Source organism: Streptomyces sp. NPDC087300, assembly GCF_044744425.1.
Taxonomy (GTDB): Bacteria; Actinomycetota; Actinomycetes; order Streptomycetales; family Streptomycetaceae; genus Streptomyces.
In genome coordinates this window covers 632,672-653,343 of the sequence record NZ_JBIUYI010000004.1, presented here as the reverse complement: position 1 = coordinate 653,343, position 20,672 = coordinate 632,672, and the positions used below count along the sequence as shown (strand labels likewise).

Annotated in this window: 18 protein-coding genes and 1 other RNA gene; 16 read left to right on the top strand and 3 right to left on the bottom strand. The window is 70.6% G+C overall.

The annotated features are described in order from the left end of the window. Window positions 1-50: 50 nt before the first annotated feature. From ACIO9J_RS18740 to ACIO9J_RS18715, 6 genes are all read left to right on the top strand, one after another. Window positions 51-191, top strand: a complete 141-nt coding sequence (locus ACIO9J_RS18740) for a hypothetical protein (protein ID WP_157877745.1) — start codon at window positions 51-53, stop codon at window positions 189-191. A gap of 78 nt (window positions 192-269) precedes the next feature. Beyond that, on the top strand, window positions 270-998 hold the full coding sequence (locus tag ACIO9J_RS18735) for a flavoprotein (RefSeq protein WP_402000166.1): 729 nt from the start codon (window positions 270-272) through the stop codon (window positions 996-998). After that, the gene (locus ACIO9J_RS18730; RefSeq protein ID WP_402000163.1) at window positions 985-2,178 is read left to right on the top strand and encodes a macrolide family glycosyltransferase; all 1,194 of its coding nucleotides are present in this window, start codon (window positions 985-987) and stop codon (window positions 2,176-2,178) included. Before ACIO9J_RS18735 ends, ACIO9J_RS18730 begins: the two co-directional genes overlap by 14 nt. 8 nt (window positions 2,179-2,186) lie before the next feature. Further along, window positions 2,187-3,083, top strand: a complete 897-nt coding sequence (locus ACIO9J_RS18725) for an NAD-dependent epimerase/dehydratase family protein (protein WP_402000160.1) — start codon at window positions 2,187-2,189, stop codon at window positions 3,081-3,083. Further along, the gene (locus ACIO9J_RS18720; protein ID WP_402000158.1) at window positions 3,080-4,519 is read left to right on the top strand and encodes an NDP-hexose 2,3-dehydratase family protein; all 1,440 of its coding nucleotides are present in this window, start codon (window positions 3,080-3,082) and stop codon (window positions 4,517-4,519) included. Before ACIO9J_RS18725 ends, ACIO9J_RS18720 begins: the two co-directional genes overlap by 4 nt. 50 nt (window positions 4,520-4,569) lie before the next feature. Then, window positions 4,570-4,962, top strand: a complete 393-nt coding sequence (locus ACIO9J_RS18715) for a hypothetical protein (RefSeq protein WP_402000155.1) — start codon at window positions 4,570-4,572, stop codon at window positions 4,960-4,962. A gap of 398 nt (window positions 4,963-5,360) precedes the next feature. Here the strand turns inward: ACIO9J_RS18715 and ACIO9J_RS18710 are convergent, their stop codons facing one another. After that, window positions 5,361-5,609 (bottom strand): DUF6332 family protein, encoded by a 249-nt coding sequence (locus ACIO9J_RS18710; RefSeq protein ID WP_402001104.1) that lies wholly within the window; start codon window positions 5,607-5,609, stop codon window positions 5,361-5,363. Between the two features lie 315 nt (window positions 5,610-5,924). On the opposite strand from ACIO9J_RS18710, the gene ACIO9J_RS18705 reads away from it, so the two are divergent. From ACIO9J_RS18705 to ACIO9J_RS18660, 10 genes are all read left to right on the top strand, one after another. Continuing rightward, entirely contained in the window at window positions 5,925-6,254 is a 330-nt protein-coding gene (locus tag ACIO9J_RS18705; RefSeq protein ID WP_402000152.1) for a hypothetical protein, read from the top strand. 47 nt (window positions 6,255-6,301) lie between these two features. Continuing rightward, window positions 6,302-6,613, top strand: coding sequence for a pore-forming ESAT-6 family protein (locus ACIO9J_RS18700; RefSeq protein ID WP_402000149.1), 312 nt, complete (start codon window positions 6,302-6,304; stop codon window positions 6,611-6,613). Window positions 6,614-6,666: 53 nt separating this feature from the next. Further along, window positions 6,667-7,059 (top strand): DUF6507 family protein, encoded by a 393-nt coding sequence (locus ACIO9J_RS18695; RefSeq protein ID WP_402000146.1) that lies wholly within the window; start codon window positions 6,667-6,669, stop codon window positions 7,057-7,059. Next, on the top strand, window positions 7,056-9,560 hold the full coding sequence (locus ACIO9J_RS18690; protein ID WP_402000143.1) for a hypothetical protein: 2,505 nt from the start codon (window positions 7,056-7,058) through the stop codon (window positions 9,558-9,560). Before ACIO9J_RS18695 ends, ACIO9J_RS18690 begins: the two co-directional genes overlap by 4 nt. A 16-nt stretch (window positions 9,561-9,576) precedes the next feature. Then, window positions 9,577-10,455: an immunity 49 family protein gene (locus tag ACIO9J_RS18685; protein WP_402000140.1), complete on the top strand. Its 879-nt coding sequence runs from the start codon at window positions 9,577-9,579 to the stop codon at window positions 10,453-10,455. 225 nt (window positions 10,456-10,680) lie between these two features. After that, complete coding sequence (locus ACIO9J_RS18680) at window positions 10,681-10,971, top strand: hypothetical protein (RefSeq protein WP_402000137.1); 291 nt, start codon at window positions 10,681-10,683, stop codon at window positions 10,969-10,971. A gap of 64 nt (window positions 10,972-11,035) precedes the next feature. Further along, window positions 11,036-12,367: a type VII secretion integral membrane protein EccD gene (gene eccD / locus ACIO9J_RS18675; RefSeq protein WP_402000134.1), complete on the top strand. Its 1,332-nt coding sequence runs from the start codon at window positions 11,036-11,038 to the stop codon at window positions 12,365-12,367. 218 nt (window positions 12,368-12,585) lie between these two features. Beyond that, entirely contained in the window at window positions 12,586-13,542 is a 957-nt protein-coding gene (locus ACIO9J_RS18670) for a type VII secretion protein (protein WP_402000131.1), read from the top strand. Continuing rightward, a complete protein-coding gene (eccCa, locus tag ACIO9J_RS18665) occupies window positions 13,539-17,540 on the top strand; it encodes a type VII secretion protein EccCa (protein ID WP_402000128.1) in 4,002 nt (1,333 codons plus the stop codon). The genes ACIO9J_RS18670 and eccCa overlap by 4 nt, the downstream gene beginning before the upstream one ends. Further along, window positions 17,537-18,976 carry a DUF6177 family protein gene (locus ACIO9J_RS18660; RefSeq protein WP_402000125.1) on the top strand — a complete coding sequence of 480 codons (1,440 nt, stop codon included), beginning with the start codon at window positions 17,537-17,539 and terminating at the stop codon, window positions 18,974-18,976. The genes eccCa and ACIO9J_RS18660 overlap by 4 nt, the downstream gene beginning before the upstream one ends. Before the next feature lie 70 nt (window positions 18,977-19,046). Here ACIO9J_RS18660 and rnpB read toward each other — a convergent pair. Then, window positions 19,047-19,463, bottom strand: an RNA gene (gene rnpB / locus ACIO9J_RS18655) — RNase P RNA component class A. A gap of 215 nt (window positions 19,464-19,678) precedes the next feature. Beyond that, window positions 19,679-20,560, bottom strand: a complete 882-nt coding sequence (locus ACIO9J_RS18650) for an NmrA family NAD(P)-binding protein (RefSeq protein ID WP_402000122.1) — start codon at window positions 20,558-20,560, stop codon at window positions 19,679-19,681. Window positions 20,561-20,672 lie beyond the last annotated feature (112 nt).

The window sequence follows — 20,672 nt, the reverse complement described above, 5'->3', positions numbered from 1 at the left end:
GGTGAGCTGTCCCGCTCCCCGGTTCTCATTGCACAGTGAAGGAGACAGTCGTGCCGATCGCTGACCTGCTCGCCGATGACCTGCTCGACGTGGACGCCCTGACCGAGGACGAGCTCCTCAAGGACGACACGGACAACAACGAGGCGCAGGCCATCCTCTGCTCCTGCTGCTGCTCGTGGTGCGGCTGCTGACGCAGGTCCATCCGCGTGTGCCGCCCGGGTCCCCCCGGGCGGCATTCGCCCCTTCCTTCCCGAGATCCGGAGTACGGCATGCCACGTGAAGAAGACTGGGGAATGCCCGGCACCCAGGCGCCCGAGACGGGAATCAAGAGACTCCTTCTCGTCGGCACCGGATCCTCCAATGCGAGTTTCCTGCCGCTCTGGATCAACTGGTTCCAGGTGAGTTACCCGAAGACGGAATTGCGGATCGTCCTCACCCGGTCCGCGCAGCGCTTCGTCACGCGCGAAGGCCTTTCCGTGCTCACCAATCGTGTCGTATTCGAGGACGCCTGGTCCGAGGAGCCGCAGGCGCGGAAACTCCATGTGGAACTGGCGAACTGGCCCGACGCGGTGGCGGTGTATCCCGCCGGAATGCACTTCATCGCGCGCCTCGCCCTCGGCCTCGCCGACACCCCGGCCGTGATGGCCCTCCAGTGCACCGAGGCGCCCATCGCGCTCGCCGCCGCGCTGCCGCCCGGCGGCTGGGAGAGCGCCGCGATGCGCGGCCACCGCGCCGCGCTCGCCGAACGCTCCAACGTGGTGGTCGTACCGCCGGTCACCGGCCTGAGCATGACCACGGGCAAGCGCGACGGCAACCAGCCGGTGCAGCTGCCGCGCCTCCTCGGGAGCCTGGAGGAGCTGCGCGTACGGATGGCGGGGCAGGACGCGGGTCCTGCCGGTGCCCCCGGTGCCGATGAGGCCCCCGCGCCCGCCGAAGCGCCCGGCCCCACCGCGCCCGCCCACCCCGCCGACCCCCTGGAGAGCAGTGGCCGGGTCTAGCCGGGCGGCGGCGCACGTGGCGGTCTGCACCGCCGCCGCGCACAGCCACATCAGCCCGCTCCTCGGCGTGGTCACGGAGTTGACGCGCCGCGGGCACCGGGTCAGCTACGTCACCACGGAGGAGTTCGCCCCGCTGGTGCGCTCCGCGGGCGCCACGCCCGTCCTCCTCCACTCCTCGCTGCCCACCGACCCGGCCGACTGGCCGCGCGAGGTGCACCGGCTGCCCCTGCTCTACCTCGACGACGCCCGCACCACGCTCCCCGAGCTGGCCAGGAGCCTCGAAGGGGACCGTCCCGACCTCGTCCTCACCGAGGACCCGGCGGGCGCGGGCAGCGTGCTCGCCGCGGCGTGGCACATCCCCGTCACGCAGGTGTGGACGTACACCGCCTCGCCCACCCACTGGTCGCTCGCCGAGCCGGGCTCGCCCGGCGCCAACCCGGTGGGCGGCGAATTCCTCGCCGGGCTCGACGCGTTCCTCGCGGAGCACGGTGTGCGCGGTGGCGCGCGCGCCCATCTGTCCGCCCGGCTCGCGGGCGGCCTCGTCCTGACGCCGAGGCTGTTCCAGCCGGGCGGCGCCGAGTTGGGCCCCGACTTCACCTTCGCGGGCCCTGCGCTCCCCCCGCTCCCGACGCCGGCGCCGGACGGCTGGTCACCGCCCCCCGCCGACGGCCGCCCGCTCGCCCTGGTCACCCTCGGCTCGATCGACACCGCGCACCCGGAGTTCTTCAAGACCGTGGCCGAGGGGTTCGCCGGTACGGAGTGGCGGGCGGTGCTGGCCGTCGGCGACCGGATCGACCCGGCGGAACTCGGGCCGCTGCCGGACGGCGTGACGGCACACCGGTGGGTCCCGCAACGGGCCGTCCTGGACCGCGCATCGCTGGCCGTCCACCACGGCGGCATGGCCACGGTGATGGAGTGCCTCCACCACGGCGTGACCTCGCTGGTCGTGCCCCGGCTCCGCGAACAGGCAGGCAACGCGAGGCGGTTGGCGGAGCTCGGCCTCGGCGGGGCGCTCCCGCTGCGCGCGGTCTCCCCCGACGCGGTGCGCGCCGCGGTGGCGCGGCTGCACTCCGACGCGGGCGTCCGCGCCCGGGTCGGGGCGGTGCGCGAGGAGATACGGGGATTCCGCGGCGCGGAAGCCGCGGCCGACGCGGTGGAACGCGGGCTCGCGACGTCATGAAGGCGGAAGTGATCGACGCGAACGGCATGAACGGCCCGCGTGGAGTGCACGGTGTGAACGACGTCCGCGAGAGGAGCGAGAACCTCACGTCCGGGCTGTCCGGGCCGTCCGACCTGAGCGTGGAAGTCATCGGCGGCGGCTTCGTCGCCCGGCAGGCGGTCCTGCACTTCGGCGCCCGCCCCGACGCCCCGTGCGCGACGCTGGTAGCGGCCGGGGTGTCGGACACCTCGGAGACCTCGCCGGAGTGCTTCCACCGCGAGGAACTCCTGATCCGGCGTACGGCGCGGCGGTGCCAAGAGGACGACCGGCTCCTGGTGTTCCTGTCCTCAGCGGCGGGCGGCCTGTACGGCAGGGAGGGCGAGGGCCGCGAGGAAGGACCGCCCGCGCCGTTCTCGGCGTACGGCAGGCACAAGCTCGCCATGGAGCGGGTCGTCGCCGACTCGGGTGCCCGCTGGCTGACGCTGCGGCTGAGCCATCTCGTCGGCACCCAGCAGAACTCCAGACAGCTGGTGCCGTCGCTGGTGCGCCAGATCAGGTCGGGCGAGGTCGCCGTGCACCGGGGCGCCTGCCGCGACCTCCTCGACGTGCGCCACTTCCTCGTCGTACTGGACCGGTTGCTCACGCTCGGCGTGCACGGCCGCGTCGTCAACGTGGCATCGGGGACCGCCGTGCCCGCCGAGCGGCTCGTCGCCGGGGTCGAGGCACGGCTCGGCCGCAGGGCGCGCCGGCGCTTCCACGACGTACCGCCCGAGACGCTGCGGATCTCCACCCGTCTGATGTGCTCGCTCGTCCCCGAGGCGGCGGGGTTCGGCCTGGGCCCGGACTACCCTGACGAACTCCTCGACCGTTACGTGCGCGGCGAGTCGACGGACGAGGGCCTGCCGGGCCGAGGAGGGCACGCATGACGTCCGCACCGCAGGTGCTGCCGCCTGCCGAGGCCGCGCCCGCACCCGTCCTGCGCCCCCGCGCGAACGCCTCCCTCGCCGACCGCCTGGCCCTCTCCGTCCTCGCCCGCGAGGGCACCGGCTCCGGGGTCCGTACGGCCCGGGTGCCCGACCTGCTGGCCGCGCGGGCCCGCTCCGGCGGCTACGTCGTGGACCGGGTCCCGCTCGACGACCTGTCCGGCTGGTCGTTCGCGCCCGGCACCGGCGACCTCGCGCACGACAGCGGCCGCTTCTTCTCCGTGGCGGGCCTGCGCGCCGAGGTCGGCGGGGCGGCGCCGCACGGCTGGGAGCAGCCCGTCATCCACCAGCCCGAGGTGGGCATCCTGGGCCTGCTCGCCCGGGAGTCCGACGGGGTGCTGCACTTCCTGATGCAGGCCAAGATGGAGCCGGGCAACGCGGGCCTTGTGCAGCTCTCCCCCACGGTGCAGGCCACCCGGAGCAACTACACCAAGGTGCACCGGGGCCGTGACGTCGCCTACCTGGAGCACTTCAGGGGGCCTTCGCGCGGCCGCGTCCTGGCCGACGTGCTCCAGTCGGAACACGGCTCCTGGTTCTTCCACAAGACCAACCGCAACATGGTCGTCGAGGTGCCCGCCGGCACCGACGTCCCGCTCCGCGAGGGGTACTTCTGGCTCACGCTCGGCCAGCTCGGCGAACTCCTGCGCCACGACGACGTGGTCAACATGGACTCCCGCTCCGTCATCGCCTGCCTCCCCTTCGCCCCGGAGTCCGCCTCGGCCCTGCACGCCGACACGGAGGTCCGTTCCTGGTTCACCGAGGAACGCGCGCTGCGCGACGTACGGGCCGAGCTGACCCCGCTGGCGACCGTCACCGGCTGGCACCGCGACCGCTGGTCGATCGCGCACGAGCAGGGCCGCTACTTCGAGGTGGTGGGCGTCTCCGTACGCGCCGAGGGCCGCGAGGTCCCGCAGTGGAACCAGCCCCTGTTCCGCCCGCTCGGCACGGGCGTCACGGCCTTCGTCACCCGGCGCTTCGGCGGCGTACGCCACGTGCTCGCCGCCGCGCGCAGGGAGGGCGGCTTCCTCGACACGGTGGAGCTGGGCCCCACGGTCCAGTGCACCCCCGCCAACCACGCGCACCTGCCCACGGACCGGCAGCCTCCGTTCCTCTCCACCGTCCTGGCGGCCCCCCGGTCGGCGGTCCTCTTCGGCACGGTCCTCTCCGAGGAGGGCGGCAGGTTCCTGCGCGCCCGCAGCCGCTACCTGATCGTCGAGGCGGACGAGTCCACGGCCCCCACGACACCACCACCGGGCTTCGTCTGGCTCACCCCCGGCCAGCTGAACGCCCTCACCCAGCACGGCCACTACGTCAACGTGCAGGCCCGCTCGCTGCTGGCCCCGCTCCTGACGACGGAGGACCCGCACTCGCCCACGTAACATCACAGAACACCCAAGACACACCAAGCCGGGCGAAAGGCGCGAACCCCATGGGCGAACTCCTAGCAGGTCTCCTCCGCGTCACCCTGGAAGCCCTCGCCTACCTGGCCCCCGTCGGCCCCGTCCAGAACCGCCTCAGAAAACGCCGCATGGCCCGCCTGGCCCAGGGCAAGGACGTCCGCGTCCCGGTCGACCTGAAGGACGCGGAACTCACGGAGAACACCTGGGAGAACGGCCACCTGCTCCTGGGCGGCGCAACCGTCTTCTGGCAGCCCCGCAAGGGCCACCGCGCCGCGATCCCCTTCACCTCCCCCACCCTGGAGATGACGTCGGCCGACAGCGCGACGGTGGCCTTCCGCTCCTCTTCGGGCCGCACGGAACTCCGCGTCCACGCGGAGGAGGCACCGGCGGTCCTCAAAGCGCTGGGCGGTGCGGAGGGCTGAGGCTTTCGCAGCTCTCCGCCTCGCGTCGGGATCTTTCCCACCCGCCCACCCGTTTCTCCGCGCCGATGGGTGGCCAGTAGGGGCCGGTGGCTGCTGTCGCGCCTCGGGTGCGTCTCGGGGCGGGGCCGCGGCGGTATGTCCGTCCTCGCTATCCCGGTGAGCCGTCGTCGTCATGCACCTCGGTACGCGGCCACTTGTGCTCCGGGCAGACATACCGCCGCGTCCCCTCCGGTCTCGCTCGCGGCTGCGGGACGGTGGGACACCGGGTGAACTGGGGCATCGGCGCGGTCCGGGGTGTAGGGAAAAGCCACCCGCACCGGGGCGCGCGGATGCCGGTTCCGGCTGCTCCGTTTCCTCGGGGGAACCGGCGCCTGACCCTGACACCATCGGAACCGCGATCAGCGCCCGTCACTCCGGTGTCGGTCATGGCGCCACAGCACCCGCACCACCTGCCCCACGGCCACCACGAGAGCCAGCACTCCGGCGGCCACTTGAAGCCCCTTCCGGATGCCGCGCGGCACGTCCAGGAACAGGGTGGGAAACAGGACGACACCGAACACGGCGAGCGCGAGAAACGCGGCGCTGAGCAGCGCGAACATGATCTCGACAGTCATCGCGTCCTTCTCCCAGCGCGACTCTCTGCCCATGTCCATGAGTCGAGTCTCGCACGGAAGCCCTGCCTCTTCCCGGCCTCGTCCAACTCGCCTGCTCCGGCGCTCCGTGCACATACGCAACGGCATGAACCACACCGTCGGGTCGGGCGAGGATCCGGCCGTCCTGCCGGGCACGCGCGCCGACGCCCGTGGGCGGGATCACGCCACACGGCGCCCAACCGTGTTGCGCCTGCAACTCCACAGGGGAGAGTATGTTCGATGCGCTACGTGGCGTAAGTGACGCGTGCGGTTTCCGTGATGAGGAACTACCGCAGCGCACCACACAGTTCGGGGAACACGGGGTGGGTCATGAAGTTCGACATGGGAGAGACGACTCTCACGGTGCTGGGGAAGAGCACCGCGGGGTCCACTGACGATCTCGGCACGCTGATCCACCTGCTGGTGCAGGCGGCGGAGCCGTTGGAAGGCAAGTTCAACGGGAGCGGCAAGGCGACCTTCGACTCGTTCAAGTCGCGTGCGGACGAGGTCACCAAGGATCTGAACGGCGCGCTGGCCTCGATCCTGGGCGGACAGGCGGGGATGGACACCGCGTTCGGCTCCGGTGACCAGGAACAGGCCGACAACGCCCACCAGAACATGGGCTCCGCCAACTTCGACGCCGCCCGCTTCTCCGGCTGACCAGCCGTTCACACACACCACTCGGGTTCTCAGGGGGACTTCCCACCATGGCAGGAAACCAGGACCGCCGCTCCTACGACACCGGCGCCTCGTCCGACGTGCAGGGCGGACTGCAGATCATCATCGGCCATCTGGAGCGGGTCCTCGGCGACCACGACCGAGCCGTGAAGGCCGCGATGGCCGACTACCAGGCCGATGGCGTCTCGGACGAGTACCACGGCAAGGAAGTCCGCTGGAACAAGGCCGCCAACGAGGTGCGCGACATCATCCATCTGGTACGCGACACACTGGAGAAGAACGACGGCACCGCACAGACGACGGTCACCAAGGCGCGGGCCGCTGTCGACAACATCGGTTGACGGACGCCACGGGGTAGCAGGGGCGGAAAACGGGGATTGGTAGGGGATCTGGCATGCCTGCGTGGGACATCTCGCCGTCCGGGGTGGACTCGGTGACATCGCTGGTGGGGCTCGCGATGGACGACGTCGCCAAGGACGTCAAAGCGTACGGCGAGGACGTGCGGAGCGCGGCCTCCTCGGCCGGCACGATCAGTGCCGGCTACTGCGGCGCCGCGCCCGTCGGCCCGGTCGGCGCGGCACTGGCCCTGTTCGTGGAGAGGACCGCGGGAGACGTGCTCTTCCTGAGCGCGCGGGCCTCCAAGTCGGTGAACGGCGCGATCGAGGCCACCAACTTCTACGTGGCCGGTGACTTGGAGCAGGCGGAGAACGCCCAGGAGCAGGCCGCGAAGGCACCCGACATGAAGGCCATCCTGGCGGCTGCCCTCAAGAAGAGCGCCGACAAGTGAAAATGATCGAGCCCGGGGGCATACCGCGGTTCACCGGCGACTTCGAGCAGCTCGACAAGGACGTCTCCGGGCTGCGTGGTGACGCCACCGGCATCCGCGGCGGCGGTGCCGATGTGCACTCGCGTTTCCAGATGCTGGGGGCCTACTACACCGCGCCGGAAGCCGACGACCTGTTCGCGACCACCCAGCCGGTGATGGACAAGGCGGACGAGTTCGCAGCGGACCTGGAGACGGTGGCCGACGCGCTGGAGACCTTCTCGATCGAAGCCCGCCCGCTCGCCAAGCGGCTGGAGCGGCTGCGGGGCGAGGCCGGAGAGTTCGTGGACAGCGTCGAGGGGGACGACGACTGGACCTACGACGGAGACAAGACCGACCGGAACAACGAGCTCATGGACGGCGTGGCCGAGGCCGAGAGTGCCTTCCGCGCCGCCGAGCGCCAGGCCGCGAGCAAGATTTCGGCGATCGTGCGCGGTCCCAGGTTCATCGAGGACGACGGCAGTCACAAGTCGAACAAGAAGACCGTGATGTACGGCTTCGACGCCGACCACCTCAAGGAGGCCAAGGAACTCCCCTGGGGCAGCTACGTCAGCGAGTCCATCCACGCGTGGGAGATCCACCGGCACATCAAGCACTACGTCTGGGACGGCTTCGTCGTCGACGGCGCTGTAGGCACCCTGAAGGGGCTGGGGCCCTTGGTCGGCATCGGAGGCTCGGCCAAGGACGCCTGGAGCAACCTCGGGGATGTCGTCAGTGGCATCGGCCAGTACACGATGACCCCCATCGATTGGGCCCTGGACCACACGATCGGCCCGGACGACAGCTCCGGGGACAACAAGCAGAAGGCCGCCGCCCGCGAGTTCGGCAAGTCCCTGGTGGCCTGGGACCAATGGGACGAGAACCCGGTCCAGGCCGCAGGGACCACCACCTTCAACGTCCTCACACTGGGCGCCGGACCGCTGGGGGCTATCGCCAAGGGAGGCAAAGGCGGGGCGGCGGCCAAGGCCGCCGGAGTGGGAGCGAAGATCGGCACCTACGCCGACCCGCTCTCCGCCGGGCTCACGGTGGGCGGCAAGGCCATCAGTAAACTGCCCAGCGTCGCCGACCTCACCGCCCGCGTCCGCACCGGCACCGATGCCACACCCGATCTGCAGCGCGTACACAGCGACCTCGAGTTCGACGGCTCCAGAGTCCGTGTCGAGGACGGCGAGTTCATCCGGGTCGATGCCGACGGCCGCCGCATCGAGGACACGGCACCAGAGGAGCTCTCGGCAGCCGAGCGGGCGTCCGAGGGATCGCCGGGCCAGCGGGAACCGGCCTTGATGGGCGCCGGAGCTCGTGGGCCCGAGGGTGCGGCCGCTGCGGGGAAGAATGTTCCGCCGGAAGCGGGCCACGGGGGTTCGCCTCACAGCACCAGTGGTGACGATCTCACCCGCGGTTCATCCGGCGGATCCCAACCGCCCAGTGGCCGAGGGGCCGGGGCTGGAAACGGACTGCCGGACGATTTCGGCCGCGTCGGTGATGGCGCAGCCACGCCGGGCAGTCAAGCAGACAACGGCGCGGGAGCTGCCGACGATGGGCAACCATCTGCTCGGGAACGAACTCCCGAAGAGCAGAAGAAGGTCATCGCGGAGCAGATCAAGAAGGCGAACGATCCGGACCAGACTTGGTTCGAGAAGAACTACCGCTCCGACGGCCACCGCAAGAGCATCAAGACGCTCGACGAGAACGGGGATGAGCTGCCGATCCTGGCCAAGGACTCGGATGGCAACTGGATAGCCAAGGACTCGCTGCCCCCGAAGCCAGGCGCGAAGAGCACGCTCGACCCCAAGAGTCCGTTCACGCGCGATTCGGTTCCGGACGGCGAGATGGGCCACCTCGACGAAGCGGCATCGAACCGCAAGGTCTCCAACGCCCTGACCAATGCCGAGCGGGCGTTCAAGGAGGATCCCTCCGCCAAGTACCTGGCGGAGCTCAACAAGGCGCAAGCCGCATTCGACGCCCAGATGCCCGGAAGACCCAACAACAGCTCGATAGCCGAGGCACTCGGCGAGCAGGCGGCCATGCGGCACGTCATCCCTAAGGCTTTCACGGACGCCCAGTGGATCGATTTGCCGAAGACACCCAACGGCGCGAACATGTTCGATCAGCTGTACAGGCTCGACGACGGAACGCTCGTCATCGCCGAGGCCAAGGCGCCGAAGGCCAATCCGATCTGGCGTAAGGGAGCCGGCGATGCGGAGGGCTGGATGGTTCAGCAGGGCACGCGACCGTACATCGAGACGATCCTTTTCCAGATGGAGAGGAACTCGGGGCTCATCGCGCGAGACAGCGCTGGGAACGTGGTGCGGGACAGCGCAGGCAATCCAGTGACGAACCTCGACATCGCGAACGAGATCTCCGATGCCTTGGAAGCTGGGAAACTGAAGTACGTCATGGTGAAGGCTACGGAGAACCCAGGTACCTACGCTGGTGCGAAGATGGAGCACTTCGACATTGGATAAGAGGAGAAGAAGGTCCTTGGTTACGCACATTCCCCGCCATGAGTACCCTCCCAGCCTTGCAGGCGACATCGACACGGCAGCGGGCCTGAAGGGGCTCGCGAAGCGTGCTGACGAGATGTTGGAGCGGATCGAGCGGTCGGACATGTCCCGACGGCGAGTGTTCGATACGACGCTGATCTTGGCCGAGACGCGATGCAAACTGGACTCGGACGCTGAGGAGTTCGAGACCTGGGAAGCGTGGGTCACGGCCATGCAACTGGGCTCCACCCGGTTCGCCATGGCCACCGCACCTGAGGGCAGCACCGTGACGTGCAGGATCAAGGAGAAGGAGTGGCACCTTCCCGCGACCGGACCTCAGCCTCACGTGAACGCGAGCTCATGGGTCAAGGCCTTCTACCTTGCACTGATCTGCCGTGAGAACGAGCGGCTGAGCGAGCTGGCCCAGGTGCCCGTCGCTCTGCTACGCGAGTCTGGCGCGACGTTCGATGAGTACATCTACTCATGGGTCGAGACCCTCCAACGCTTCTGGCTGGGTCAGGAGGGCGTGAGCACCCACTTGGTGGCCGCCGTGGACGGCACAGGCCCGGATTCAGCGCAGCACGCTGACCAGGAACTGATGTCGTTCGTCCTGTATCCGCCGATCATCCTGTTCTACCGCTATCTGCGTGGGGACCACGCCCAGTTCAACGAAGCCCTCGTGGACGCGATCAAGTGGCACAAGTCCTACTGGAGCGGGGACGACGACCGCGCCATCAGCAGCGAAGGCAACGTGGCCCTCGGCCCGTTGGCCATCGCCTGTCTCGCACGAGACCGAGGCTTCCCGATCGAGGTGGACTCGGAGTACCTGCCGAAGGCTTTGCTGGACTTCGCCTGGGCGGGCGAGATCGACACCTGAGCTACGCGCGGGGCCTCGCCACATGCCAGAGCAGCCGTCAAGGAGCCCCGTGGGACGCGTCCACTAGGACGCCACGCTCTTCCCTGTCCTCGATGGGGGCTTGTCGACCATTGAACCCGTAGCACTCTTGGCGCACTCCTAGGCGGGAGAGCCGAGGAATAGCGTGCCTGACTCGCTTCCGCCCGGCGGACGCGGTTGTGAATTGACTCAACAGAAGCGGATGGCGTGGCAGCCCAGGATTACGACAGTCAGTTGCTGGAGTCGGTGTCGGTGCGGCGTCGACGACTGCGGGATGCCCTGTTGTTCGGGTCTCAGCGGCAGCGGCGAACGGTCGATGAACGGTTGGGAAAAGTATTCGCCGGAGTCGTGATTGCCGCAGTGTTGTGTGCCGGGTGTGTGGGGTGGTCGTTCATTTCGCATCGACTTATCGGGAAGAGCCCTTACAGCTCCTCCGTTCCCTCTTCCTCTCCGTCCGCACCGACCTCCTCACCCTCCGTAAGCCCTTCTTCTCGATGATAGGTTCGAACGCGTGATATCTGCGGGGCCGTTGAGCCGCACGAGCGGTACGAGTCGTACGGCCTTGAGCCGGGTCACTCTGGTCGGTGAGCAGCGCCGAGTGGACCTCGTGCTTCCTTCGCAGGAGCCGATCGGCCTGCTGATTCCCGAGGTACTGCGCCTGCTGGGCGATCAGGTCGGCGGAAAGCCGATGCTGCGGCATCTGGTGACCACGGACGGCTCGGCGCTCGCGCACGACAGCACGTTGGAGTCGGCCGGTGTACCGGACGGCGCGGTACTGCGGCTGGTCCGGGCCGAGGACGCGCCTTCCGCGCCGGTGGTGCATGACGTCACCGATGAGGCCGCCGACGACCTGGACGTACGGGCCTGGCGGTGGCGGCCCGCCACGCGGCGGATGGCGGCAGGTCTCGCGACCGTGGTGTGGGCGCTCGTCGCAGGAGTGCTGGCCCGCGACGAGTTCGAGCCGACCGCCGTGGGCGGTGCGCTGCTCGGCGCCGGTGCGCTGGCCGCTCTCGCCGGAGTCCTGCTGGGCTGGGTCCGGCGGCTCGGCCTGGCCGCCACCCTCATCGTGACGGCCGGAACCCTGGGCGTGCTGGGCACGTGGACGCTCGGCGAGGCCCGCTCCTGGTCCGGAGCGGTGCTGCTGGCAGGCACGGCTGCGAGCACCGCGGCGGCGCTCTTGCTCCTGGGCTGGTTCTCGCCGCTGGGGCGCGGCGCGTTGATCGGTGCCGGAGCCCTCGTGGGGTGCCTCATGGCCTGGGAAGCGGCCATCGCCCTGCAGGACGGCGCCGGGACAGCCACTGGGCAGGCCAGGACAGGCGCGGTACTCGTCGTCGTGTCCGTCGTGATGCTCGGGGTGCTGCCACGACTCGCCTTGATGGCATCAGGGTTGTCGGGCCTTGACGACCGACGCTCGGGCGGTGCGTCGGTGAGCCGGTATCAGGTGGGTGCCGCGCTGACGGCCACGCACCGCGGACTGGCCCTCGCCACGGTGGTGCTGGCCGTCTCGGCAGCCGCAGCCGGGGGGCTGGTGCTGCGCGAGCCGACCGTGTGGAGCGTGCTGCTCGCCGTGGTCACCGCGATGGTGCTCGCGCTGCGCGCACGCGCCTTCCCCCTGGTCGCCGAGGTAGTGGCCCTGTTGGTCGCCGCCACGGTCGTCACGGTCGCGCTGATGGTGGTGTGGCTCGAGCGGTCGGCTGCCGCGGGGCCGTTGGCGGTGCTCGTCCTTCTGGCGCTGATCCCCCTGGTGGTGCTGGCGGTCGAGCCTGCCGAGCATGTACGGGTGCGGCTTCGCCGGGCGGGGGACGTACTGGAATCGATGGGTGTGATCGCGATGCTGCCGCTGGTCATCGGGGCCTTCGGCGTGTTCGGGCGACTGCTCGACACCTTCGCTTAGGGGTGTGCGGGATGGCTCAGGGCAGCGGTCAGGGAAGTGACTGGCAGCGCGGCGTGCTGCGGGAGTTGGGAGCCGGTGGCCCCTCCGCGGCAGGGCCGTCGGCTACCGGGAAGGCAGCTACGGAACAGACGGCACCCGGACAGCCGGCCATCGACCAGGCGCCGGGGCCGGACTCGGCCGTGGAGCCCCGGACTCAACGCCCGCATACGCCACAGCCCATGCCGGGTGGCAGCCGCGACCCGCGTGTCCCCATGCCCGCCCCGGAGTCCGTACCGACCGTCGACCCACGTCTGGCACACGCACTCGGACGGGCGCAGCACGGCGATTCGGTGGTCCGGCGAACCGGGCGTTCCCTGCGCGGACTGACCGCGTCGGCCGGGCAGGAGGTCGCCGACCAGACACGGCTGGCACGTGAGGTACAGCAGCCGGTGACCACCGGACGCGTCATCGCCGTGACGTCGATCCGGGGCGGGGTGGGCAAGTCCACGGTCTCCGCACTTCTTGCCCGGACGTTCAACCACTACCGGCACGACCCCGTACTCGCCCTGGAGGCGGACGCCGCCCTCGGCACGCTGCCGGTGCGCCTCGGTGCGGAGTCGGTGCGCTGGGCGTGCGCGGACCTGGCCCAGCTCCTCAGCCCGGCGATGCAGCTCACCGATGTCACCGGCTATCTGGTGCCCGTCGCGGACGGCGGGTGGCTGCTGCCCGCGGGCCAAGGGCGGGTCGGCGCTCCTCTCGACGTCCCCACCTACCGGACCGTCACACTGGCGCTCCGTCGCTATTTCGCGGTGACCGTGGTGGACTGCGAGACGCTGCCGGGCGAGGTGGCGCGCACCGCGATGGACACCGCACACGCCCGTGTCGTCGTCGCTCCGATGACGGCCGAGGGCGTGAACGGCACCCGGGTGGTCCTGGACTGGCTGGCCCGGCTTCCGCATTCGGCACTGGCCACCACGGTCGTCGCGCTGAGTGCGAACTCCCCCGATACGACGCTCGATCTGAAGACCGCGGCCGCGCATCTGCGGGAGACCGGGGTGAACGTGGTGCCCCTTCCCTACGACCGTCATCTGGCCCAAGGAGGCCCCATCCACACCGGCATGCTCGGCCAGAGTTCCCGCGCGGCGGCCGTCCGGCTGGCCGCCGAGGCGATGCAGCGGGCGGTGCGGGTCCGATGACCAAGCACCTCGTCCATCGCCCGGCCCGCAGCCACCGGCCGCCGGCCGTCACCGTGGAGCGCGTCATCGAACCGCCGCCGAACCTGCCCGAGGGCAAGATGGGCAACGCGGCGACCGCGCTGCTGCCCATGGCCGGCGTCATGGGCTCGGTCGTCATGATGACGGTCATCCGCAACAGCCAGTTCGCCGCCGTCGGCGCCATCGTCCTCGTCTTCGCGCTGTTGGGTGCGGTGGCGCTGTTCCTGTCCCAGCGGGGCAAGGCCCAGCGGACCCGGCGTACTCAGCGCGAGCGCTATCTGGAGTACGTCGAGGAGCAGCGCGAGGAACTCGGTTCCGCGGAGAAGGAGTTGCGGCATCGGGCGCGGATCCTCAATCCACCGCCCGCCGCGCTGTACGACCTGGTGCGCGACCCGGCGCGGCTGTGGGAGCGGCGCCGTCTTGACGGCGACTTCCTGAGCGTACGGCTCGGTACCGGTGACGTACCCGTGCAGAAGCTGGCGATCGGCCAGAACTCCGCCGGCGGCGTGCTGACGCCGCCCGACCCCTTCATGCTGAACGAGGCGCGCGCGCTGCAGCACCGCTTCACCACCTCGACCGACTTCCCGCTGCTGGCGCCGCTGGACCGGGCGGGCAACGTCAGCATCATCGGGGAGCGGGATGACGTACTGCGCGTGGCCCGCGCCCTGCTGGTCCAGGCCGCGGTGACCCACGCACCGGACGATGTCGCCATGGCGCTCAGCGTGCCCGGCGACCGGCTGGCCCAGTGGGAGTGGGCGAAATGGCTGCCCCACGTGCTCGACGCACAGCAGGAGGACGGGCCGCTCGCCGCCCGACGCATCGCTCAGGACCTCGACGCGCTCGCCCGCCAGTGCGCCTCGGACCTGCGGCGCCGCGCCTCCTACGCGGCAGAGGTACGTCGCGGACTCTCCGACCGCCACGCGCTGCGGATGTCCGAGCGACTGCTCGCCGTCAGCGACTGCCACGGCAGCGCAGCCGTCGAACTGCCGCGCCCGGACATGGCAGTTGACCTCGCCGGGATGGGCGTGACCGTGCTGCACCTCCTTGAGCAGCAGGTGCATGAGCCCGATCAGGTCAGCGTCCGCATCACGGTCCACGGCGACCAGGTGATCGTCGAAGACCTCCGCTCTCCCGACGACCCGCCCGGTCGCGGCACCACCGATGCGATGAGCATCGCGAGTGCCGAAGGGCTCGCCCGGATGCTGGCCCCGCTCCGGCTGTCGGCCGAATCGGCCGCGGAGGGCACCCCGATCTCCGGGCCCGTGGACTTCCCCGAGCTGCTCGGCATCGACGACCCGGCCGTGCTCGATCTGGCACGGCTGTGGGCGCCGCGCGGCGAACGGGACTTCCTGCGCGTTCCCATCGGTCTGAGCGACCGGCACGAGCCGGTGCTCCTGGACCTCAAGGAATCCTCCGAACTCGGCATGGGCCCGCACGGGTTGTGCGTGGGTGCGACCGGCTCCGGGAAAAGCGAACTGCTGCGGACCCTCGTCCTCGCCCTCACCGCCACGCACGCGCCACAGGACCTGGCGCTGGTCCTGGTCGACTACAAGGGTGGCGCCACCTTCGCGCCGTTCACCGAACTCCCGCACGTCGCCGGTGTCATCACCAATCTGGAGAACCAGGCCGGGCTCGTCGAGCGCGTCCACACCAGCCTCGCCGGCGAGGTGAAGCGCCGCCAGCAGGTCCTCAAGGACGCGGGGAACGTCGCCGACATCGGACACTACGGCGCCCTGCGAGAGCACCGGCCCGACCTGGAGGCCCTGCCCCACCTCTTCGTCATCATCGACGAGTTCGGTGAACTCCTCACCGCCAAGCCCGACTTCATCGACCTGTTCCTCTCCATCGGCCGGATCGGCCGCTCCATCGGCGTACACCTGCTGCTCTCCAGCCAGCGCATCGAGTCCGGCAAGCTCAAGGGCCTGGAGACGTATCTGTCCTACCGGCTCGGCCTGCGGACCTTCTCCGCGGACGAATCCCGTACGGTCCTCGACACGGTCGACGCTTTCCAGCTGCCGCCGCTGCCGGGCTTCGGGTACCTCAAGGTCGACACATCGACGTACGAGCGCTTCAAGGCGGGGTACGTCTCCGGCGCCTACCGCGGTCCGGCCTTCCGCGACGCGACGGCCTCGGAGCCACTCGCCCTGCCCTACCCCGCCTACAACGGAATGCCCGACAAGGGGAAGGCCGCGTCCTCCGAGGAACCCGCCATGCGCGAGCGGGAAACCGGGGCGACCGTTCTGTCGACCATGGTGGACCAGCTCTGCGCCGCCGCACCGCCCGTCCGTCGGATCTGGCTGCCGCCGCTGCCCGACGCCGTCACGCTCGCCACCGCCGCGGGCCCCGTCCAGGCATCCGAGCGCGGGCTGCATCTGGCGCACCGGGGCGGGGCGATGCGGGTGCCGCTGGGTGTGCTGGACGACCCGGCCAGGCAGTGGCAGGCACCCTGGGAGCTCGACCTCACCGTCGCCGGCGGACACACCGCCGTCATCGGCGGGCCACAGTCCGGCAAGACCACCCTGCTGCGTACCCTCGCCCTCTCGCTGGCCCTGACCCATACACCGAGCGACGTCGCCGTCTACGGCCTTGACCTGGTGGGCGGCGGGCTCGCCGCACTGGCCGGGCTGCCGCACGTCGGCGGAATCGCGGGCCGCGCCGACCACGAACGCGCCGCCCGGACGGTGGCCGAGGTCGGCACCCAGCTCGCACTGCGCGAAGAGCTCTTCCGCGTCCACGGCATCGACTCCGTCGACCAGCTGCGTCACCTGCGGGCCCGGGGCGAACTGCCGGAGCTCGGCTCCACCGACATCGTGCTGCTCATCGACGGATTCGGCGCGCTGCGCGACGAGTTCGCCGAGCTCGACGACACCGTCGCCGACCTCCTCAAGCGGGGCAGCGGCTACGGGATCCACATCGTGGCGGGCATGCTGCGCTGGAACGATGTGCGCATCGCCACCCAGTCCATGTTCGGCACCCGCGTCGAACTGCGCCTGAACGACCCCTCCGACTCCTCCGTCGACCGCAAGCTCTCCGAGACGCTCTCCCCCGACACCCCGGGCCGCGTCCTCACCGACGGGAAACTCTTCGCGCAGGTGGCGCTGCCGCGCATCGACAACGTCCCCGCCACCGACGATCTCGGCCCCGCTCTGGAGCGTGCCGCGCGTACGCTCCGGGCCGGCTGGCACGGCGAACTCGCCGCCCCCGTACGGGTACTGCCCACCGCTCTGCCCGCCGCCGACCTGCCCGGGACGACGACCGAGCCGACCCGCGTGCCGGTCGGCGTCGACCAGGACGCCCTCGCACCGGCCCTGCTCGATCTCTTCGAAGAGGATCAACACCTGCTCGTCCTCGGCGACAACGAATGCGGCAAGACCAATCTGCTCAAGCTGATCACCCAGCAGCTCATCGACCGCTACGGCGACAAGGAACTGGTCTTCGGCGTCTTCGACCCGCGCCGCGGCCTGCGCGGTCACATTCCCGAGCCCTACCGCGGCGGCTACGCCCACAACCCCAAGCTGGCCGCGGCACTCGCCACCGGTATCTCGGGCGAACTGGAGAAGCGTCTGCCGGAGACCGCCGACCCGGACGCCGCCGACGTCGGACCCTCCTTCAGCGGTCCGCGCATCGTCATCCTCGTCGACGACTACGACATCCTGACCACCGCGGGCCAGCAGCCCCTGGCCCCCTTCCTGCCCTACATCTCCTCCGCCCAAGACATCGGCCTGCACTTCGTCGTCACCCGCCGCGTCGCCGGATCTGCCCGCGCCCTGTACGACCCCTTCCTCACCACCCTGCGCGAAACCGGCACGACCGCCCTGCTCATGACCGGCGACCGCACCGAGGGCCAGCTCTTCCCCGGCCTCTACGCCTCGGCCCAGCCCCCGGGACGCGGCACACTGGTGCGGCGGGGGCGCCGCCACCAAGTCGTACAGACCGCCCTGGCCGCCGAGGCCGTCACCCTGGAGAATCCGCACTCGTGACCACGGACGTCATCGCCTTCACTCCGAGGATGCCCGACATCAAGACCGTGCTCGCCGGGCTCTTCGCGGGCGGTCCTGACCTGGGCGTGGACACTCTGGCGCAGGGAGCCGTGGTCCAGCTCCGCGCGGCCGACGGCCGCCCCCTGGTGTCCGTGGAGGCTCCGCTGCTGGTGCATCTGCCCGGTGAGTTGCAGCGTCTCCTCGGCACCGAAGTCCCCGCACCCGACGGCCCATTCTGGTGGACCGAGGCTCGCGCATCCACCCGGGCCGAGGAGGGCGAGCGACTCGCCGGTTCCTTCGCCGGACGGCTGGCAGCGATCCTCGGTGGCGGCGTCTGGCCTCCGCGGGCCGCCCACACCGAGGTCGTCCCCGTCGCGGCCGACCCGGTCAGCGTGCTCAGCGCCCCGGCGGCCGCGCCCCCCGCGGTCGACGTACTCACCGACAAGGCCGCGGTGGTGATCCAGGATCGTCCCGTGGTCCCCATGTCGAGTTGGCTCGCCGACGCGTTGCGCGTGACCGCCGAGGAGGATCTGGCCCTGCAGATCGTCACCCCGCCCCACACCCGGCTCACGCTCCCCACCCGTGCTGCTCTGCACGGCCACCCCAATCGCTGGGTGGTCCAGGACCCCGAATGCGGCTATTACGACGGACTGTCCGGCGTTCAGCTCCGTTGGCAGGACGGCCAGTTCGCGCCGGTGGAAACGGCGAAGGGCCGGCCCCGGGTCGCGGAGGCCTTCGCGCCTCCTGCGCCTCCCGAGGCGGCCGCGTCCTCCGGCGAGCGCCAGCTGAGCCTCTCCCTGCAGACCACGCACGCCGTCGACGAACACCTCTGCCTCGGTACGGCCATGGAAGCGGCATGGAGAGCCCTCACCGGCGCCCCACCGGCGGGCTGGTCCACCGCCGAGCCCATCAGCCTGCCCTGGTCCACCCGCCAACTGACCGAACTGGCGCGGGCTCGTGCCCGGCGATCGGCCCCCACCTGGCTGACCGCCATCGGCACCCCCGACCGCCCGTGCATCGCCACCGCCCGCATCGTTCACACCTCGGCGGGCATCGAAGAACACATCACCCTCACGCTCGGCTACGCCGCCGATGAGGAGCTGCCCCTGACGGCCATCACCCCGCTGGCCGAGGTCCTCTCCACCGCGCACGGCCTGACCTCGATGCTCACCACACTCCGCGCCGCCCGCAGGGACCTCACGGTCCCACCCAGGCTCGAGGCCCCGCCGATTCCCGTCTCCTTCACCCTCGGCCCCGACGCGGCGGACAGCACCGGCCTGTCTCGTGCCCTGCACCCGCCGGCCGGCCCCCGTCCCGTCCAGCTCGGCCCCCGGTCCCGGCCCGCACTCCACTACCCCCTGAGCGACGGCACCGACCCCGACTCGTGGGCCGTGCTCCACCAGCTCACCCAGCACCTCAAGACCGAGCAGAGCTGACACCGCGCCCGCGCCACAACGAAGAACGGCCCCGACCACAGGGAAACCCTGGTCGGGGCGGAGGAAGCGGCAGACGAGTCGGGCTGTACGCCGGGTTCTGTCGCCCGGTCGCCTCGCGGCGGCCGGGGAGACGGCCATCCATCTAGGGCCGGCATTGCTGCCGGCCTCGTGCGGTCTACCCGCGGACTCGGGCGGGCAGCCCTCGAACGTCCGCGCAGAAGCGCCTTCTCCTGAGAGGAGGTGCTTCCTCTTGACCTTGCTCCAGGTGGGGTTTACCTAGCCGCCTGAGTCACCTCAGGCGCTGGTGGTCTCTTACACCACCGTTTCACCCTTACCGGGGGCCGGAGCCCTCGGCGGTCTGTTCTCTGTGGCACTGTCCCGCGGGTCACCCCGGGTGGCTGTTAGCCACCACCTTGCCCTGTGGAGCCCGGACGTTCCTCGGGAAGGGCCCCCGAAGGGGTCTTCACGCGGCCGTCCGCCCGGCTCGTCTGCCGTGCCGACCATGGTACCCGCCGTGCGCCGCGGGCCCGCGCCGTGGCCAGGAAGGATCCGGCGCCTCCGCGAGCGACCAGGCGTCGCCGCCGTGAGGTGCGGCACGGTCAGCACGGCGACGCCCGCGAGGCCGAGGCCGGGCCCGGTGAGGCGGCGCGCGCCGAGGCGTTCGCTCTTTCGGGCCGCAGCCATCAGCAGCGCGGCGTGACGTCACGTGGCTGGCACCGGCTCGGCCGGGACCGTCCACCGCTCGCTCACCCACGCGTCCAGGCTGGTCAGTTCGGGGTGGCGCTCGCGCAGCGCGGGCAGGTCGGCGCGGAAGCCCACGGTGTTGAACCAGTCGAACATGGCCCCCATCTCCGCGCTGTGGGCCCGTACCTGCTCGACGGGCTGGGCGTCGAAGCGCACCGGACGGCCCGCGGCGCGGCCGAAGATCTCGGCCATCTGAGGGCCGGTCACCTCGTCTCCGGCGATCTCGATGGTGCGCCCCAGGTAGTCGGCGGGTGCGTCGAAAGCGGCCGCGGCGATGGCCCCGATGTCCCCGGGAGTGATCATCTGCAACCGGGTCTCCGGCGCCAGTGCCAGGGTGAGCACCAGCTCGCCGTCGGCCCACCGCGGTCCGAGTCCTTCGAAGTTGGTGATGAAGAAGGACGGTCGCAGCACCGTGGCCGGCAGCCCGAGCGCCTCGATGTGCCGCTCGACCTCGCCCTTGCTCGCGAAGTGCCGCACCTCGCCGGGCCGGTCGGCGCCGTCCACGGAGCTGTAGACGAAGTGCGCGACGCCCGCCCGCGCCGCCGCGTCCGCGACCGCCTTGCCCTGCCGCGTCTCGCCGGCGAAGCCGTCGGGCCCGGCGAAGGTCTGCACGCTGAAGACGCCGTACGCCCCCGCCAGCGCAGCATCCAGCGAGGCCGCGTCGTCGAGATCGCCGCGCACCAGCACGGCCCCCGCCTCCTTCAGCGCCCGAGCCTCCGCCTTGCCGGGATCACGCACCAGCGCATGTACGGCCCAGCCGCGGGACAGCAGGGCGCGGGCGGTGGCGCCGCCCTGCTTGCCGGTCGCACCGGTGACCACCACGACACGGTTGTCAGTCATCACAGACTCCTCAATAAGCGCAGGTCCCGGGCGACCGCGAAGTAATCGCCCCGATGACCAGAAGCCTGTGTCCTCAACCTCACTTGAGGTCCAGCCGACGTGACTCACATCA